The 16542-nt window shown below is 68.7% G+C and carries 20 protein-coding genes; 16 read left to right on the forward strand and 4 right to left on the reverse strand.

All coding sequences use genetic code 11. The features are described 5' to 3' along the window. Positions 1-86: 86 nt before the first annotated feature. From G406_RS0128660 to G406_RS0128705, 10 genes are read left to right on the forward strand one after another with little or no spacing between them, the layout of a single operon-like run. A complete protein-coding gene (locus G406_RS0128660; RefSeq protein ID WP_028936435.1) occupies positions 87-1445 on the forward strand; it encodes an MFS transporter in 1359 nt (452 codons plus the stop codon). Further along, on the forward strand, positions 1442-2257 hold the full coding sequence (locus tag G406_RS50540) for an N-acyl homoserine lactonase family protein (protein ID WP_037078587.1): 816 nt from the start codon (positions 1442-1444) through the stop codon (positions 2255-2257). Before G406_RS0128660 ends, G406_RS50540 begins: the two co-directional genes overlap by 4 nt. Further along, positions 2257-3108, forward strand: a complete 852-nt coding sequence (locus G406_RS0128670) for an SDR family NAD(P)-dependent oxidoreductase (RefSeq protein ID WP_037078588.1) — start codon at positions 2257-2259, stop codon at positions 3106-3108. The genes G406_RS50540 and G406_RS0128670 overlap by 1 nt, the downstream gene beginning before the upstream one ends. After that, complete coding sequence (locus tag G406_RS0128675) at positions 3108-4004, forward strand: NAD(P)-dependent oxidoreductase (protein ID WP_028936437.1); 897 nt, start codon at positions 3108-3110, stop codon at positions 4002-4004. Before G406_RS0128670 ends, G406_RS0128675 begins: the two co-directional genes overlap by 1 nt. 3 nt (positions 4005-4007) lie before the next feature. Next, positions 4008-4430, forward strand: coding sequence for a cupin domain-containing protein (locus G406_RS0128680; RefSeq protein ID WP_028936438.1), 423 nt, complete (start codon positions 4008-4010; stop codon positions 4428-4430). Continuing rightward, positions 4427-4843 carry a 4-carboxymuconolactone decarboxylase gene (pcaC, locus tag G406_RS0128685; RefSeq protein ID WP_028936439.1) on the forward strand — a complete coding sequence of 139 codons (417 nt, stop codon included), beginning with the start codon at positions 4427-4429 and terminating at the stop codon, positions 4841-4843. The genes G406_RS0128680 and pcaC overlap by 4 nt, the downstream gene beginning before the upstream one ends. Next, positions 4836-5732: an NAD(P)-dependent oxidoreductase gene (locus G406_RS0128690; protein ID WP_028936440.1), complete on the forward strand. Its 897-nt coding sequence runs from the start codon at positions 4836-4838 to the stop codon at positions 5730-5732. Before pcaC ends, G406_RS0128690 begins: the two co-directional genes overlap by 8 nt. Next, positions 5729-6502 carry a carboxymuconolactone decarboxylase family protein gene (locus G406_RS59075; RefSeq protein ID WP_028936441.1) on the forward strand — a complete coding sequence of 258 codons (774 nt, stop codon included), beginning with the start codon at positions 5729-5731 and terminating at the stop codon, positions 6500-6502. The genes G406_RS0128690 and G406_RS59075 overlap by 4 nt, the downstream gene beginning before the upstream one ends. Then, entirely contained in the window at positions 6499-7308 is an 810-nt protein-coding gene (locus G406_RS0128700; protein ID WP_028936442.1) for an N-acyl homoserine lactonase family protein, read from the forward strand. Before G406_RS59075 ends, G406_RS0128700 begins: the two co-directional genes overlap by 4 nt. Positions 7309-7333: 25 nt before the next feature. Continuing rightward, positions 7334-8068, forward strand: coding sequence for a GntR family transcriptional regulator (locus G406_RS0128705; protein WP_028936443.1), 735 nt, complete (start codon positions 7334-7336; stop codon positions 8066-8068). Positions 8069-8216: 148 nt separating this feature from the next. Here G406_RS0128705 and G406_RS0128710 read toward each other — a convergent pair whose 3' ends face one another. Together G406_RS0128710 and G406_RS0128715 are read right to left on the reverse strand one after the other, a co-directional pair. After that, positions 8217-8633, reverse strand: a complete 417-nt coding sequence (locus tag G406_RS0128710) for a MarR family transcriptional regulator (RefSeq protein ID WP_028936444.1) — start codon at positions 8631-8633, stop codon at positions 8217-8219. Continuing rightward, a complete protein-coding gene (locus G406_RS0128715; RefSeq protein ID WP_028936445.1) occupies positions 8630-9328 on the reverse strand; it encodes an SDR family oxidoreductase in 699 nt (232 codons plus the stop codon). The genes G406_RS0128710 and G406_RS0128715 overlap by 4 nt, the downstream gene beginning before the upstream one ends. 70 nt (positions 9329-9398) lie before the next feature. Between G406_RS0128715 and G406_RS0128720 the strand changes: the two genes are divergently transcribed. The 5 genes from G406_RS0128720 (at position 9399) to G406_RS0128740 (ending at position 12819) form a co-directional block, all read left to right on the forward strand. Continuing rightward, on the forward strand, positions 9399-10343 hold the full coding sequence (locus G406_RS0128720) for an RluA family pseudouridine synthase (RefSeq protein WP_028936446.1): 945 nt from the start codon (positions 9399-9401) through the stop codon (positions 10341-10343). Positions 10344-10376: 33 nt separating this feature from the next. Beyond that, positions 10377-10730 carry an ArsR/SmtB family transcription factor gene (locus tag G406_RS0128725; RefSeq protein ID WP_425414631.1) on the forward strand — a complete coding sequence of 118 codons (354 nt, stop codon included), beginning with the start codon at positions 10377-10379 and terminating at the stop codon, positions 10728-10730. Positions 10731-10733: 3 nt separating this feature from the next. Further along, positions 10734-11219 (forward strand): SRPBCC family protein, encoded by a 486-nt coding sequence (locus tag G406_RS0128730; RefSeq protein WP_028936448.1) that lies wholly within the window; start codon positions 10734-10736, stop codon positions 11217-11219. 201 nt (positions 11220-11420) lie between these two features. Continuing rightward, positions 11421-11630: a TOBE domain-containing protein gene (locus tag G406_RS0128735; RefSeq protein WP_028936449.1), complete on the forward strand. Its 210-nt coding sequence runs from the start codon at positions 11421-11423 to the stop codon at positions 11628-11630. 154 nt (positions 11631-11784) lie between these two features. Further along, positions 11785-12819 (forward strand): methyltransferase, encoded by a 1035-nt coding sequence (locus G406_RS0128740; protein WP_028936450.1) that lies wholly within the window; start codon positions 11785-11787, stop codon positions 12817-12819. Between the two features lie 19 nt (positions 12820-12838). On the opposite strand, the gene G406_RS0128745 is transcribed toward G406_RS0128740, so the two are convergent. Next, positions 12839-13792 carry a VOC family protein gene (locus G406_RS0128745; RefSeq protein WP_028936451.1) on the reverse strand — a complete coding sequence of 318 codons (954 nt, stop codon included), beginning with the start codon at positions 13790-13792 and terminating at the stop codon, positions 12839-12841. 82 nt (positions 13793-13874) lie between these two features. On the opposite strand from G406_RS0128745, the gene G406_RS0128750 reads away from it, so the two are divergent. Next, entirely contained in the window at positions 13875-14852 is a 978-nt protein-coding gene (locus G406_RS0128750) for a helix-turn-helix domain-containing protein (protein ID WP_028936452.1), read from the forward strand. Here G406_RS0128750 and G406_RS50545 read toward each other — a convergent pair. Next, entirely contained in the window at positions 14836-16539 is a 1704-nt protein-coding gene (locus G406_RS50545) for a solute carrier family 23 protein (RefSeq protein WP_051342795.1), read from the reverse strand. The two genes, G406_RS0128750 and G406_RS50545, sit on opposite strands and share 17 nt — an antisense overlap. Between the last annotated feature and the right edge of the window lie 3 nt (positions 16540-16542).

Genomic DNA, 16542 nt, shown 5'->3' on the forward strand with positions numbered 1-16542 from the left:
GCCGCGATTAGCGTGTCCGTCTGACAGATTGTCTGACAGGCAGACAAACTCATCTCACGCAACGTTGCGGCAAAGGGTGGGCCCACATGACACACAGCGGGCGGACCGCCCAGCGGAACCCGGGTGACACCTCGGCGCTGGCGGAGAAACGACGGTCGGCGACCATCGGCGCGTTCTTCGCCGAGTTCGTCGACATGTTCGACATCTACCTGCCGACGGTGATCCTGACTCCGGCACTGAGCTACTTCCAGCCGGCCCAGATGTCCCCGGGAGAGGCCGGAATCCTCACCTCGCTGGTGTTCGTCACCACGTTGATCGGACGCCCGGTCGGCGCCGCGGTCTTCGGTGCCCTCGCCGACCGGATCGGCAGGCGCAAGACCACCATCACCTCGGTCAGCGGCTTCGGCGTCATCACCCTGCTGATCGCGTTCGTCCCGGGTCACGCGACGATCGGCATCGCCTCCTACTGGCTGCTGATCGTGCTGCGCTTCCTCGACGGCGTGTGCCTCGGCGGCGGATACACCGGTGCGCTACCGCTGGCCATGGAGTACTCCGAGAAGCACAAGCGAGGCCTGCTCGGCGGCGTCATCCTCGCCGCGTTCCCACTCGCCTACATCGTGATCAACCTGATCGGGCTGGTGTCCTTCGCGATCTTCCCGCTGGACGGACCGGGCTCGCCCTACGCGGTGTGGGGCTGGCGAATCCCGTTCGTCATCGGGGCGCTGCTGGCCGGGCTGCTCGCGCTCTACTACGTGCGCAGCGTCTCCGAGTCGGAGATCTGGGAGAAGTCCGAGAAGACGTCCTCGCCGCTGGGCACGGTGTTCCGCGGCGCCAGCGGGCGCAGCTTCCTACAGGTGTTCACGATGATGACCGGCTTCTGGCTGACCCAGAACCTGGTGACGCTCTACCTGCCGACCGCGGTGCTCCACACCCAGCTGAAGTTCACCGGAACCCAGCTGACGCTCACCTTGCTGCTGGCCTACGCCTGCCTGGTGTTCAGCTACATCGCGGCGGGTGTCATCAGCCAGCGGATCGGCAGGCGACGGCTGTTCCTGATCCTCGGGCCGCTCATCGCGACGGTGGGCTCGGCACTGCTGTGGGTCCTGGTGACCGGGACGTCGCTGCCCATCGGGGTCGTGATGCTGGTGGTCTGCGCATTCTCGGTGCTGGTCACCGCGCCGTGGGGCGCGGTGCTGCCCTACATCAACGAGCGGTTCCACACCGATGTACGCGCGTCCGGGTTCGGTCTCGGGTTCAGCGCCTCGGTGATCATCCCCTCCTTCTACGCGTTCTTCCTCGAGGGGCTGGGCCAGTTCATGCCGTACGTGCTGACCCCGCTCGTGCTGTTGTTCGTCGGCGGGGTGCTCGCCACGATCGGCGCCGCCGCCGGACCGGAGACCAAGGACGTCGACTTCCATGCCGACGTCGCGGGGACGGCGAAGTGAGCGAGTACGAGGTGCTCGCGGTCCGCTACGGCAGCCGCGTCGCGCGCAAGGCCGAGACGTACCTCAACTTCCACGTCTACGGCGAGCCCGACAGCGACCTGCCGATGGACTACTTCTTCTGGGTCGTCCGCAACGGCGACCGCACGATCGTCGTGGACTGCGGGTTCGGACCCGAACCGGGCCTTGCGCGCCGCCGGACGATGCTCGTCCACCCGGCGGACGCGCTGCGCGGCCTGGGCATCACGCCGGAGTCTGTCAGCCAGGTCGTGGTCACCCATGCGCACTACGACCACATCGGCAACCTCGACCACTTCCCGGCCGCCGAGGTGGTCATCGCCCGGCGCGAGTTCGAGTTCTGGACCGGCCCGTACGCTCGGCGAACCCAGTTCGCGCACTCCACCGAGGCCGACGAGCTCGCCCGGTTGGCGACCATCGCCGGGCAAGGACGTCTGCGGCAGGTCGAGGGAACCGTGGACCTGGCACCCGGGATCGAGCTGACCGTGGTCGGCGGACACACCCCTGGCCAGTTGATCGCCCAGGTGGCAGGCGGTGACGGCACGGTCATCCTGGCCGCCGACGCGCTGCACTTCTACGAGGAGCTGGAACGCGACCGGCCGTTCTTCGTGGTGGCCGACCTGCTCGAGATGTACCAGGGGTTCGACCTCCTGCGGGAGATGACCGAGGACAGCGGCCGGCTACTGGTCGCCGGACACGACGCCCAAGTGGGCGACCGGTTCGCCGGCCGGGTCGAGGGACTGCCCGACGAGCTCGGCGATCTCGTGGTGCGCATCGCACGCGGAGGGGAGAGCTGATGGACCTGGACGGAAAGGTCACGCTGGTCACCGGGGCCGCGGGCGGGATCGGCTCGGCCACCGCACGCCGCCTCGCCGGCCTCGGCGCCCGGCTGGTGCTGATGGACACCGACGGCGACCGGCTCGCCGCGCTGGCTGCCCAGCTTCCCACTGACACCGTCCGCCACGTCGGCGATGTCGCGGACGAGAGCGACGTCGACGCCGCCGTGGCGGCGGGAGTGGCCGCGTTCGGACGGGTCGACCTGCATCACCTCAACGCGGGAGTGCCCGGCCCGCTGACCCGGCTGCCGGAGCTGTCGGTGGCCGAGTTCGACCGAGTGGTCGGCATCAACCTGCGCGGCGCGTTCCTGGGGGTGCGGGAGGCGTTCCGGCAGTACGAGCGGCAGGGTGGCGGCGGGGCGATCGTGCTCACCGCATCCATCGCATCGCTGCGCGGCAGCGACGACCTGCTGGCGTACCAGGCGTCAAAGCACGGCGTACTCGGTGTGTTGCGCGGCGCCGCCCTGTACGGAGGGCCGATCGGGGTCCGGGTCAACGCGGTGGCCCCGGGCATCGTGCCGACCGCGCTGTTCACCGAGTCCGGCTCGGGACCAGGTGGCGGTGACGACATGGCGCGCCGCGCCGCCACCACCCCGCTGCGCAGGCCGGGCACGGCCGAGGAGATCGCCTCGGTGGTGACTTTCCTGCTCAGCGCCGACGCCGGATACCTGACCGGCGAGGTCATCTCGGTGGACGGCGGCGCGTCGGCGGTGAGCATCGTGCGTCCCTCCGGTGGCGCCGGGGCCTGGGACACCGCTCCGGTGGACGCCCGGCTGCACCCCGCGACACATCGAGGAGAGGAGATCGCCTGATGGCGAGCAGAACGGTCGGCGTGATCGGCCTCGGCAACATGGGCGGGCGGATGGCCCGCAGGCTGGTCGACGCGGGCATCACGGTCGTCGGGCACGACCCGGTGGCCGGACGGGCCGAAACGGTGGGCGCAGAGCCGGCCGCCGACCCGGCGGAGGTCGCCACCCGGGCCGAGGTGATCCTGCTGTCCCTGCCGGACAGCCACGTGGTGGAGCCGGTGGTCCGCGCTCTGCTGCCGTCGGCGTCGACGGGGTCGACCGTCGTCGACCTGTCGACCGCCTCGCCGGCCTCCACCACGACGCTCCACGACGAGGCGGACGCGGTGGGTGTGCGCTACCTGGACGCGGGAATCTCCGGCGGGGCGGCGGCCGCGGACAAGGGCACGCTGACCATCATGGCCGGCGGTGACGCCCAGGCGCTGGCCGACATCGGCTGGGTCATGGAGCCGATCGCCGCGCGGGTCCATCACATGGGCCCGTCCGGAGCCGGCCACACCGCGAAGCTGCTGAACAACTTCCTCAACGCGGTGAGCCTCGCGGCCAGCGCGGAGGTGATGGTCGCCGGACGCCGCGCCGGTCTCGACCTCACCCAGCTGCTGGAGGTCATCAACACGAGCAGCGGCGTCAACTTCGCCACCCTCAACCGGTTTCCGCGCATCGTGACCGGCGACTACCTGGAGGGTGGCCTCACCAGCAGGCTGATGACCAAGGACGTCGCGCTCTACGTGGACCTGCTGGGCAGGCTCGGTGTTCCGACGCTCAACGCGTCCGGGCCATTGGCCAGCTTCGGTCTCGCGGACAACCTCGGCTACGGCGACCAGATCAGCAACCGCGTCGTGGACGCCATCGGCGACGTGTCCGGTGGCGTCCGCGTGCACGACCAACCGACGGAGGGATGAGCAGTGCAGATAGTCCGGGGCCGGGCCCCGAGCGGTACCCCGACCCAGAACCGGTCCGAGACGTTCACCGGCACGGTGTGGGGCGATCCCGTCCTGCCCACCACGGCCGAGGGCAACACGATCAACTCGGTCACCTTCACCCCCGGTGCGCGCACGTACTGGCACCACCACACGGGCGGGCAGATCCTGATCGTCACCGCCGGGCTCGGGTGGGTATGCCCGCACGGGGAGCAGCCGGCGCTGATCAGAGCGGGCGACGTCGTGTGGGTGCCGCCGGGGGAGCGGCACTGGCACGGCGGGACCTCGGACACGGTCATGACCCACACCGCGATCTCGATCGGCAGGACCCAGTGGCTGGACGAGGTCAGCGACGAGGAGTACCAGGCCGCGATCCGCGCGGCCGCCAACGGGGAGGCAGCACAGTGAGCCAGGACAACGGGACCCGGTCCGACGCCTACGAGCGTGGGCTGACGATCCGGCGCGAGGTGCTCGGCGAGGCGCACGTCGATCGTTCGCTCGCGGCGGTCAGTGACTTCGCCCGACCGGTCCAGGAGTACGTGACCGCCACCGCCTGGGGAGAGATCTGGAGCCGGCCAGGGCTGGACCGCCGTACCCGGAGCCTGATCAACCTGGCCATGCTGACCGCGCTCAACCGCAACCACGAGCTCGGGGTGCACGTGCGCGGCGCGGTCACCAACGGGTGCAGCGTCGAGGAGATCCAGGAGGTGCTGCTGCAGGCCGCCGTCTACTGCGGCGCTCCAGCGGCGCTGGAGTCCTTCCGGGTCGCCGAACGTGTGCTCGACGAGATCGGCGCGACCAACGGCAGCGCTCATGGCTGAGGCGACTCAGCTCGGGCGGGTGGGGTTCGTCGGCCTCGGCAAGATGGGCGACCCGATGGTCCGCCGGATCGCGGCGGGAGGCGTCGAGGTGCGTGGCCACGACACCTCGGCCGGGGCGCTCGCCGCCCTCGCCGACGTGCTCACCCCGGCGGGCAGCGCGGCCGAGGCAGCGGCCGGCGCGTCGGTCGTGATCCTGATGCTGCCGGACTCCACCATCGTCGAGAAGGTCGTCGAGGGCGGTGTGCTGGACGCGCTCGCCCCCGGGGCGGTGCTGGTCGACATGAGCTCGTCCGAACCGCTGCGCACCAGGGCGCTGGCAGCGCGGGTGGCCGAACGCGGCGTGACGCTCGTCGACGCACCGGTGTCCGGCGGGGTGTCCGGTGCGAACGCGGGAACGCTCACGATCATGGTCGGCGGTCCCGATGAGGTCGTCGAGCGGCTGGAGCCGCTGCTCGCCCTGATGGGCCGGGTCCGCCACGTCGGCGCGGTGGGCGCGGGCCACGCTCTCAAGGCACTGAACAACCTGATGTCCGCCGCACACCTGCTGGCCAGCTCGGAGGCGATCCTCGCCGGTATGCGTTTCGGGCTGGATGCCACGGTGATGCTGGAGGCGGTCAACGGCTCCAGCGGACGCAGTGGGTCCACCCAGAACAAGTGGCCCAACTACATCGTGCCCGGCACCTACGACTCGGGGTTCACGTCCGGGCTGATGGTCAAGGACATCCGCATTGCGCTCGACCTGGTCACGGCGACCGGGACACCGTCACGGCTGGCCGCGCGGACCGTCGAGCTGTGGAGCGACGCGGTGGACGAACTGGGCCCGTCCGCCGACCACACCGAGATCGCCCGTTGGCTGCAACTGCACACATCCGCACAGGAGTCGACATGACGCTCACCGCCGAGCAGCAGGAGATCAAGGACGAGTTCATCCGGGTGCGCGGTACCTGGGGCGAACCGTGGCAGCACATGCTGGAGCTGGACCCGCCGTTCGTGCGGGCCTACCTGAACTTCTCCGCCGTGCCCTGGGTGAAGGCCTCGCACCTGGAACCGAAGGTCAAGGAGTTCATCTACATCGCGGCGGACGCTGCGGCCACCCACCTGTACGAGCCGGGTATCCGCCAGCACATCGCCGCGGCGCTCGATCACGGCGCGACCCCGGCGGAGGTGATGGAGGTCCTCGAGCTGACCAGCACGCTGGGCATCCACGCCTCGAACATCGGGGTGCCGCTGCTGATAGAGGTGCTCGAGGAGGAAGGGCTGCGCACCGGGCCCGCCGCGCTCGACGAACGCCAGGAGCGGCTCAAGGCGGAATTCACCGAGAACCGCGGCTACTGGCACCAGTTCTGGGAGGGCATCCTCGAGCTGGCCCCGGACCTGTTCGAGAGTTACGTCGAGTTCTCCTCGGTGCCGTGGCGGACCGGGACGCTCGAACCGAAGATCAAGGAAATGATCTACATCGCGTTCGACGCCTCGGCGACGCACCTCTACGTACCGGGGCTCAAGCTGCACCTGCGCAACGCGGTGCGGCTCGGCGCCACGACCGAGGAGCTCACCGAGGTGCTGTCGATCGTCAGCGTGATCGGCATCCACGCCGCCACCACCGCGGCGCCGATCCTGGCGGAGCTCGTGGCGGCACGGGCCGACGGGGCGGCGGGATGATCGACCCGGCGGAGCTGGGCACCGCGTCCCGGGTGCTCTCGGTGAAGTACGCGGAGCGCCAGGTCCAGCGCAGCGAGGTGTTCCACGAGTACTCCTCGTACGGGCTGCCGGACGCCACGCTGGACATGGACTACAACTTCTGGGTCATCACCGACTCGGACGGCATCACCCTGCTCGACACCGGCTACGACGTCGCGGCGAGGGACTGGCTCGGCGAGATCCCGGTGACCTCGACCCCGGACTGTCTGGCGCTGCTGGGGATCGAGCCCTCGGACGTCACGAGGGTGATCACGTCGCACTTCCACTACGACCACATCGGCTACCTCGGGTTGTTCACCGAAGCCGAGGTGGTCAGCGGCGGCGCCGAGCACGACTACTGGTTCGGCAAGCGCGCCGAGGGTGCGTTGGAGGGCGAGTTCACGACGGAGGCCGACCTGGCCGTGGTCGAGCGCGCCAGGGACGAGGGCAGGCTCCGACTGGTCCGTGATGCCGAGCGGGTCTCCGACGCGATAGCCGCCCGTCCGGTCGGCGGCCACTGTCCCGGTGAGCTGCTGGTCGCGGTCCGGACCGAGGGCAGGCCGCTGCTGCTCGCCTCCGACGCGGCGCACTTCTACGAGCAGCTGGAGCACGAGTGGCCGTTCTTCGCGTTCACCGACCTGGGGGAGATGCGCAGGGCCCTGTCCCTGATCAACGAGCTGGCCGAGCGGTTCGCGGCCACGGTGATCCCCGGTCACGACGCGAGGACGAGACAGCGCTTTCCCGCTCTGACCGGACCGGCCGGCGCGATAGCGGTGGTGCTGGCGTGACGTCATCGGGATAAGGTCTGCTGGTATGACTGCCGGACAAAGTCCTCCCGCCACCTCGACGGCCGAGGAGGCCGCCGAGCACGGGGGCTTCCGAGGCATTCACATCGGCCGGATCGCGGCGCCGCTGCGCGAGCAGGTGCTGGACGGGCTGCGCAACGCGATCCTCGGTTTCGAGCTGAAGCCCGGCCAACGGCTGGTGGAACGCGAGCTGATCGAGCAGACCGGCGTGTCCAGGGCGACCATCCGGGAGGCGCTGCGCGAGCTGACCGCCGAGGGTCTGGTGGTGACGGTCCCGCAGAAGGGCGCCGTGGTCTACTCGCCGTCGCCGGAGGAGGCCCGGGATCTCTACGCGGTGCGCGGCGCCCTCGAAGCGCTCACCGTGCGGCGGTTCATCGAGCGGGCCGGTTCGGCGCAGCACGACCGCCTGCGTGCGACGGTCACGACACTCGAAGCGGATGTGGCGGCCGGGGCCGACATGCCCCAGCTGCTCCGCACCAAGGACCTGTTCTACGAGGCCCTGCTCGCGGGCGCGGCGAGCCCGACGGTCGAGCAGATCCTCGCGGGAGTGCAGGCGCGGGTGCGGCTGCTGCGCGCGACGTCGCTGTCCCGGCCCGGTCGTGCCGCGATCATGGCGGGCGAGATGCGCGCATTGGTCGACGCGATCACCGCACGGGACGTCCAGCTGGCCACGCGGCTGTGCACGGAACACCTCGAACACGCGGCGGCCGCCGGCATCAACCAACAACCAGACTCGCCCTGATCACCACCGCTGCGAGGTGGCCCCGCTAGTCGTTGTGGTGCCACCTCGCAGAGCGTCATGTCGCGTCGCAGACGCTGCGGCGTCTGCGACGCGACATCGGGGTCTGCGAAGTCGTTCGTGCGGCGGCGGAGACACGCCGCCCGGCACATCAGGTCTCGGTCAGCAGGCGGGTGAGGAGCTCGGTGAGCTGAGCGAGGTCGCCCGTCGCTAGGGTCGCCATGGCCGGCGGCGGGCGTAGCAGGATGGCGTCGGCGGTGGCGATGGCGTCCTGGCCGGTCGCGGTGAGGGTGACCAGCTTGCGGCGCCGGTCGTCGGGGTGGGGGCGTCGCTCCACGAGGCCGTGGGACTCCAGCTTGTCGACGATGAGCGTCGCATAGGGGGCGTCGATGCTGTTCGTCTCGGCGAGCTCGCGCAGCGTCCTCGGCCCCTCCCGGAGCTGGAAGAGAATCTTGCCCCGGCCGCCGCCGAGGCGGAAGCCGAGCGCGTCGGACAACTCTGCTCTGCGGTTCTGGGATTCGACGAACCGGTACATGAGAGCCCAGGCCTGTTCGTGGTCCGCGGTCACCAGGGAACCGTACGACCGAGGTAGTCGACGTAGTGCAGACCGGGTGCACCCCGGAGCGCGTCGAGTGTCTTCACGAGGTTCGGGATGCTGTCCTCGATGCTCAGCCGCGCGTCGGGCCCGCCCATCTCGGTGCGTACCCAGCCGGGCGCCATCAGGACCAGTGTCCGGCGCTCGCCCTCGTGGCGTGCCGCGTAGCTGCGCATGAACGTGTTGAGCGCGGCCTTGCTTCCCCGGTACACCTCGTGGCCGCCCCGGACGTTGTTCGTCACGCTGCCCTGGCCCGAGGACATGATCCCGATCGTTCCGCCGGGCTCGACGTGCTCGGACAGGGTCTCGATGACGCGCAGCGGTCCCAGTGCGTTGGTGACCATGACCCGGGTGAACTCCTCGGTCGAGGTCTCCGCGACGGTGCCCTCGGGCTCGTTCGTGACTCCGGCGTTGACGAACAGCAGATCGAACTTCCGGTCCGCCAGCCGCGCGTCCAACGCCGTGATCGTCGAGGGGTCGGTGATGTCCACGCTCTCGATCTCGACGGTTCCGGCGTGGGCGTCGGCGAGGTCGTGCAGACGGCTTCGGCCCGAGCCGCGGACGGTGGCCACGACCTGTCGACCGTCCCGGGCCCACTGCTCGGCCAGCGCGAGTCCCAGGCCCCGCGACGCCCCCACCAGCAACACTCGAAAAGTACTTATACTCATAACAATCATTATGTGTGCTACAACTATCGCCGTCAACTTCTCCTGGGCGGGTGACCTAGGCTCTGATGCGATGAGGCGCAAGCTGAGGTCGCCGTTGCCGCAGCGCAATGGCCTCGACGCGGCCCGGTTGCGAACGCCGGCCGAGGGTGCGTGGGTGACCATGCGGGACCATCTGGTCGACCGGCTACCGCGCGTGGCGCCCGAGCGGATCGACATGATGCTGCGGGAGCAGCTCATCGTGGACCTGGACGGCCCCGTCGCTCCGGACGCGCCGTTCCTGCCGGAGCACTTCCTCTGGTTCCACCGCGACCTCCCGGACGAGATCCCGGTCCCGTTCGAGATCGGGATCATCCACCACGACGACACCCTGCTCGTCGTCGACAAGCCACATTTCCTGGCGACGATCCCGCGCGGCAAGCACGTCGTCGAGACCGCGCTGGTCCGGCTGCGCCGGGAGCTGGGAATACCCACGCTCAGCCCGGCGCACCGCCTGGACCGGGTCACCGCGGGACTGCTCATGTTCGTCGTGCGGCCCGAGCATCGCGGCGCGTACCAGACGATGTTCCGGGACCGGTTGGTGCGCAAGTCCTATGAAGCGATCGCGCCGTACGAGCCGACACTCGAGCTTCCCCGTACGGTGCGCAGTCGCATCGTCAAAGAGCGCGGGATCATCACCGCGCAGGAGGTGCCCGGTCCGCCGAACGCCGAGACCCTGGTCGAGCTGGTGGAACACCGCGACGGCCTCGGCCGGTACGAGCTGACACCGACCACCGGCCGCACCCACCAGCTCCGGCTGCACATGAGCGGGCTCGGCGTCCCGATCCTGGGCGACGACTTCTACCCGGTCCTGACCGAGACTCCGCTCGGCGACTTCACCCGTCCCCTGCAGCTGCTGGCGAAGACCCTCGACTTCGCCGACCCGGTCACCGGTGAGCAGCGTCGGTTCCGAAGCCGGGCGACGCTGCGGGCGTGGACCGCATACGACGACTGGGCGGGCGCGAAACCCGGATCTTGACAACGTACAACCGATTGGTTGTATATTGAGGGGGTGAGCGAGACCGACGAGGACCGGGCCGACGCCCTGTTCCATGCGCTCGCCGACCGGACCAGGCGCGACATCATGCGCAGGGTGCTGGCCGGGGAGCATTCGGTGTCCGCTCTCGCCGCGAAGTACGACATGAGCTTCGCGGCGGTACAGAAGCACGTCGCCATCCTCGAGAAGGCGAAGCTGCTCACCAAGCGGCGCAACGGCCGTGAGCAGTTGGCCAGTGGCGACGTGTCCTCGGTGCGGTCGGTGGCGTCCATGCTCTCCGAGCTGGAGCAGGTCTGGCGCGGCCGCATCGCGCGCATCGACGAGCTGATCGCATTCGACACCACGACCGGTACCGACCAGGAGGACTGACCAATGCCTGTCACCGACGTCTCGCACGACCTCGACACCCGCACCCTGACTCTGATCGCGGAGTTCGCCGCGCCGGTGGAGCGCATCTGGCAGGTCTACGCCGACCCTCGGCAGCTGGAGAAGGTGTGGGGTCCGCCGAGCTACCCGGCGACGTTCGTCGAGCACGACCTCACGCCGGGTGGCTGGATGAAGTACTACATGACCAGCCCCGAGGGTGAGAAGTTCGCCGGGTGCTGGAAGATCACGGCGGTCGACGAGCCGCGCAGCTTCACGTTCCAGGACTGGTTCGCCGACGAGGACTTCAACCCGAATCTGGACATGCCGGGCGCGACGAACGTCTTCACCTTCACCGAGCACGAGGGTGGCACCCGCGCCACCTACGTGGGTACGTACGAGACGGCGGAGGGGCTGCGGAAGGTCCTGGAGATGGGCATGATCGAGGGTGCCAGCGCGGCCATCCGGCAGATCGACGACCTCGTCGCCTCCTGATCGGAAAATGTGACGGAGAACACTTGCTTTGCTCTTGTTCCGCGGCTGCGGATGTACTCACTCCGCCGGACGAGGGGAGCGGCTCCGCCACCTGAGCCGGTGGGCATCTACGGTGTTTCGCGCCGCGCACGTGATCAGGCCGCCGTCCCTAATCTTGCCATCGGTCTTAACTGGCTCGATTCCCACAACCTGGAGGCTCACGTGCGGCTCTCAGCTCGCAACCAACTGTCCGGCACCGTCGCTTCGGTCGACGTGGGCAGCGTCATGACGATCGTCAAGGTCGACATCGGTGGTGGTCAGCAGATCACGGCGAGCATCACCAAGGACGCCGCGGAGGACCTGGGCATCACGGTCGGCTCACCGGTCGCGGCAGTGATCAAGTCGACGGAGGTCATGCTCGGCGTCGAGTGACTCGATCCGGCGTAGATGTGGCCATGGAGAGGTCCGTCCTCTTCATGGCCACATCTGTGTTCGCGGAGCGGCGGGTTGACCTCAAGTCGGGTTGAAACGACACCGTGGGTCCTGCCCACAGGGGAGTCCGACCCGTCGATCGCCAGGAGGAGCCGTGTCACAGCCCGCTCGAACGGACGAGGAACTGCTCCGGATGCTGACGGGCTACATGCCTGCCTTCCTGATCAGCGCCGCGATGCGGCTCGAGCTCTTCGCCGCATTCGGTGCTGACGCCCTCACCACCGAGGAGGCCGCGCGCAGGACGTCGACGCACGCCCCGAGCCTGCTCAGAGTCCTGCGCGGGCTCGCGGCGCTCGATCTGTTCACCGAGGAGAGCCCGGGGACGTTCCGAGTGACCGAGCGCGGACGGCTGCTCCTACCCGACACTCCCGGCTCGATGCATGCGCTGGCCGCCGTCGTACTGGACGAGTCGATGTGGGGCGGGTGGCCCTCGCTGGAGCACGCCGTGAAGTCCGGCAAGCCGGCGTTCGACCACGCCTTCGGCACCGACTACATGAGCTACACCGGCTGGGCGGACGGCTCCGAACTTCGTGAGCACGTCGATCGGTTGATGCTGGACGAGACTCGACCGGTGGCGGCCGTGCTGGTCGAGTCCTTCGACTTCTCCCGGTTCTCGACGCTCGTCGACATCGGTGGCGGCAGCGGACCGCTGACCGCCGCCGTCCTCGCGGCCAACCCGCATCTGCACGCGGTGCTCTACGACCTGGCCGACGGTGTGCGACAGGCGCCTCGCGTGCTCGCCGACGCCGGCGTCGAGCAGCGCTGTGAACTGCGCGTCGGCGACTTCTTCGCGTCCGTGCCCGAGGGTGACCTGCACATGTGCAAGAGCGTGCTGTTCAACTGGGCCGACGACGACCAGGTGTCGGCGATCCTGGGCAACAGCAGACGGTCACTTGCCCGGGACGGGCGTCTCCTGCTGGTCGAACACATGCTGCCCGACGTCGTCGACGGCTCGATGCCGTGGGACCAGTACGTGAGCGACGTCAACTCGGTCGTCAGCCTCGGTGGGCGGCTGAGGACCGAGTCGGAGTACCGCGCGCTGCTCACCGAGGCGGGCTTCGACCTCGTCGTCCATCGCCTGCCGACGGTCCCCAGCGGCTACTCACTGCTCGAAGCCGTCCCGATCTGACCGGACGGGCCGCCGGGCGTCAGATCGTGATGGGCTCCAGGGCGTTCAGCAACTCATCGCGACGGTGCTCGAACTGTTCGGGCAGCTGGAACCGGGTGCCGAGTTCCTGTGGTGACTCGTCGCAGTCCCATCCGCCGTCGGCGTGGGTGACGGCGAGCTCGAACAGCGACCCGGAGGGGCTGCGGACGTACACGCTCTTGAAGTACTTGCGATCTTTGAGCTCGGAGATGTCGGTGTAACCGCGTCCCTCGATCTCGTTCTTGAGTGCGTCCTGGTTCTCCAGGGTGTCCACATTCCAGGCGAAGTGATGATGCGTGCCCGCGCCGTAATGCCAGGTTCCTTGGTCATCGGTACGGTTCACGACGATCTCGAGATGGTTGCCGAATTTCTGTTCGCCGATCTGAATATCGATCCGATCCTTCTCCTCGACCGTCCGGCCCCGGGCGTGGAACGTGTCGGCGGTGAATTCCACGGTCCGGTCCGGACTGGTCACGTGCACACCGAGGCCGTGCAGTCCGTGGATCGCGCACTCGTCGGGCACGCCGTTGCCCGCGTGGCCGACGCGCTCGTCCGCCTCGTTGCCGACCAGCACGTATTCGAGGCCACAGGGATGCTCGAATGCCAGCCTGCGGCGCCCGAACACCTCGAGCTCGGCCACGTCGATGTCGAACCCGCGCAGGCGGGCGCTCCAGAAGTCCAGGCTCGAGTCCGGGGCGGACAGCAGTACCTCGCGGCCCTGGTTCGTACCCCGAACGCCGAACAGGCCCGCCTGCTGCCAGGGGAACGTGGTCACGACGCTCGACGGGTCGCCCGCCGCATTCGCGTAGTAGAGATGGTAGATCGGAGTTGAACCGTCGAACAATACGGTGCGTTTGATGAATCGCATTCCCAAGATATTGACATGGAAATCGACATCGTCCTGGGCTTTGCCTACCGATAGCGTGATATGGTGCGAGCCGGTGATGTAGGTCATCGCGAGATAATGGCAGCATTCACCGGTGGTGAAGGTATCGCGAAACTGCACAACGCTGTCGCGTTCCGGAAGTGGTGATCACATGCGGTCCGACTTCGACCTACAGCATGCCGTGCGTGTGACGCCACGCCCGCGATCGCGCACCACGCCCACGCGGTGGGCCCGCCAGGTCAACACCGGTGTGGCGGTCGAGTTCGACTTCGAGTTCCAGGATCCGACCGAGTTCGTCGGTGCGATCACCCACCGGTCGTGGGGCCGGCTGCGCAACTACAACGTCACCTGCCAACGCCACGTCGTGCACCGGCGGCCGACCGGGCCGCGCGGCGAACCGTTCTTCCTGCTGTCGTTGCAGGTGACGGGCCGGAAACGGATCTCGCAGGCGGGCCGCTCGGCAACGCTGAGCGCCGGCATGTACGCCGTCTACGACTCCGAGCGGCCGGTGACCCTCGAGGTCGCCGACGACTATCGCTCGGTCAACCTGTGCCTGAACAAGAAATCCATCGGACCCGCCGACAGGGCGCTGCTCACCGAGCTGGTTGCGTCCCCCATCGACGTCAACCAGGGTCTCGCTCCGGTCGTCTGGTCGACGGTCGCCGCGATGAGTGCACTCACGCCGCACAGCCGCGACGGAAGTATCGTCGCCGCGAACGTCCTCGACATGGCGACGTCCATGCTGAGGCGGCACGCCGGCACCGGCTCCGAGGAACTCGGCCCGCTCCACCTACGGCGCCTGGATCGCGCCAAAGGCTTCATCGAGCAACACCTCGCCGAGCCGGACCTGCGACTGGAGGACGTCGCGGCGGCCCTGTTCCTGTCGACGAGGCACCTCAACACCCTGTTCCGGCAGGAGGGGCACACCCCGGGTCACTGGATTCGGAACAGACGACTCGACCGGTGCCGAGCCGATCTGAGCGATCCCGCCATGGTGGACACCCCGGTCGCGGCCATCGCGCGCCGCTGGGGGTTCGAGAGTCCCTCGCACTTCGGTGCTGTCTTCAAGGCGGCCACCGGACTGACCCCTGCCGAGTATCGGGCGGGAACGGTCAGGGCTCCAGGTTGACGTAGGCCGACTTCAGAAAGCGCGGCGTGCACAGGCAGTAGAACTCCAGGTCGCCGGTTCCGGTGTTGGTGATCCGCTGGGGTGCGCCCTCGGGGATGACCACCTGGTCGCCCACGCCGACGCTGCGCTGTTCGCCGTCGATCTCGACCAGCCCCTCACCCCGGCGGACGATGTAGCGCTCCACGGTTGCGGTGACCGAGTGCAACTGCGTCGTGACGCCGACCTCGACCCTGGCCAGAGCCAGTGAGCTCGCCGGGGACTCGTCGCTGTTGTGCAGCTCGGTGATGAACACGCGCTCGTGGGTGTAGAACTCGCCAAGGGCGGACGGCGGGACGTGGACGACACCGGGGGAGCGGGAACCGTCCACGGCACGCCGGTGATTGAACGCTATGTTCAGCAGGATCGCCACCAGCGCGCCGCACACGATGCCGCTGTGCAGCACGGTCTGCAGCTGGCCGGGCAGGTGCTGGAAGTAGGCGGGCGCCGCGATCGCGATGGTGCCGATGCCCAGGCTGAGCGCGACGATCAGCAGGTTGCCGTCCCTGGACAGGTCGGTCTGGGACAGTGTCTTGATCCCGATGGTGGCGATGATGCCGAACAGCACCAGCAGCGCACCTCCCACGGCGGGTGTGGGGATGAGCGTGGCCAGCGCCGAGATCTTCGGACAGCAGCTCAGGACGATCATCAGTACCCCGACCAGCGCACACACCCACCGGCTCCGGACACCGCTGGTGCGCAGGAGCCCGACGTTGCCGTTGAACGTCGTCGGGGGGATCGCGTTGAAGACACCGCCGAGAACGGTCGCCAGGCCCTCGCCTCGGATGCCGCGGGCGACGTCGGTGTGGGTGGGACGGTGCTCGACGATCTCACCGACCGCGAAGAAGCTCGCGGTGCTCTCCACCGCGACGATCACGATCGTGATCGTCATGGTGATGGTCGAGGACAGATCGAACACCGGGCCGCCGAAATGGAACGGGGGGACGACGGCGAACCACCCCGCCGCGCCGATCGCCGACGCGTCGACGTCACCGAGCGCCGCTCCCAGCAGGGTCCCCACGACGAGCCCGACGAGGATGGCGAGGCTCTTCACCACACCCCGTGCCAGGCTGTGCACCAGCACGATGGCGACGATCGTCGTCACTGAGACCGCGATCGCGTGCGCGCCCCCGAACGACGGGGCGTCCAGGTCACCTCCGCCGGCCAGCTGGGCGCTGATCGGCAGGACGGACAACCCCACCAGCAGGATCACCGATCCCATCACGACCGGCGGGAAGAACCGGGACACCCTGCCGTACAGCGGCGCGACCAGGAAGAGCACGACACCGGCGATGATCGTGGAGGTGAACACCGTCGACATGCCGGCGGGACCGCCGTGACCGACGGCGATCGCGATGGTCGGACCGATGGCGACGGCCGAGCCCCCGAGGATCAACGGATAGCGGATGCCGATCTTCCAGAACCCGACCGCCTGGATCAGGCTGCCGATGCCGCCCGCCAGCACGACGGCGCCCAGCAGGAAGGCGGTGTCCGACGGCGAGAGCCCGATTCCGGCGGCGATGATGACCGGCAGCACCACGATGGTCGCGTAGAACGTGAGCAGATGCTGGACACCGAAGGCCAGCAGCCGCCCGCCGCTCAGCTTCTCGTCGACGGGGCCCCGGTACTCGGTGGCGATCGTTGTGTTCATCGG

Source organism: Actinospineispora spinosispora DSM 44797, assembly GCF_000429025.1.
GTDB classification, from domain to species: Bacteria; Actinomycetota; Actinomycetes; order Mycobacteriales; family Pseudonocardiaceae; genus Pseudonocardia; species Pseudonocardia spinosispora.

Coding starts and splice junctions, on each gene's coding strand:
- G406_RS50545 (WP_051342795.1), bottom strand. CDS start 16,539: ATGAACACAACGATCGCCACCGAGTACCGGGGCCCCGTCGACGAGAAG.
- G406_RS0128745 (WP_028936451.1), bottom strand. CDS start 13,792: ATGACCTACATCACCGGCTCGCACCATATCACGCTATCGGTAGGCAAA.
- G406_RS0128730 (WP_028936448.1), top strand. CDS start 10,734: ATGCCTGTCACCGACGTCTCGCACGACCTCGACACCCGCACCCTGACT.
- G406_RS0128715 (WP_028936445.1), bottom strand. CDS start 9,328: ATGAGTATAAGTACTTTTCGAGTGTTGCTGGTGGGGGCGTCGCGGGGC.
- G406_RS0128670 (WP_037078588.1), top strand. CDS start 2,257: ATGGACCTGGACGGAAAGGTCACGCTGGTCACCGGGGCCGCGGGCGGG.
- G406_RS0128750 (WP_028936452.1), top strand. CDS start 13,875: ATGCGGTCCGACTTCGACCTACAGCATGCCGTGCGTGTGACGCCACGC.
- G406_RS0128705 (WP_028936443.1), top strand. CDS start 7,334: ATGACTGCCGGACAAAGTCCTCCCGCCACCTCGACGGCCGAGGAGGCC.
- G406_RS0128660 (WP_028936435.1), top strand. CDS start 87: ATGACACACAGCGGGCGGACCGCCCAGCGGAACCCGGGTGACACCTCG.
- G406_RS59075 (WP_028936441.1), top strand. CDS start 5,729: ATGACGCTCACCGCCGAGCAGCAGGAGATCAAGGACGAGTTCATCCGG.
- G406_RS0128690 (WP_028936440.1), top strand. CDS start 4,836: ATGGCTGAGGCGACTCAGCTCGGGCGGGTGGGGTTCGTCGGCCTCGGC.
- G406_RS0128675 (WP_028936437.1), top strand. CDS start 3,108: ATGGCGAGCAGAACGGTCGGCGTGATCGGCCTCGGCAACATGGGCGGG.
- G406_RS0128720 (WP_028936446.1), top strand. CDS start 9,399: ATGAGGCGCAAGCTGAGGTCGCCGTTGCCGCAGCGCAATGGCCTCGAC.
- G406_RS0128700 (WP_028936442.1), top strand. CDS start 6,499: ATGATCGACCCGGCGGAGCTGGGCACCGCGTCCCGGGTGCTCTCGGTG.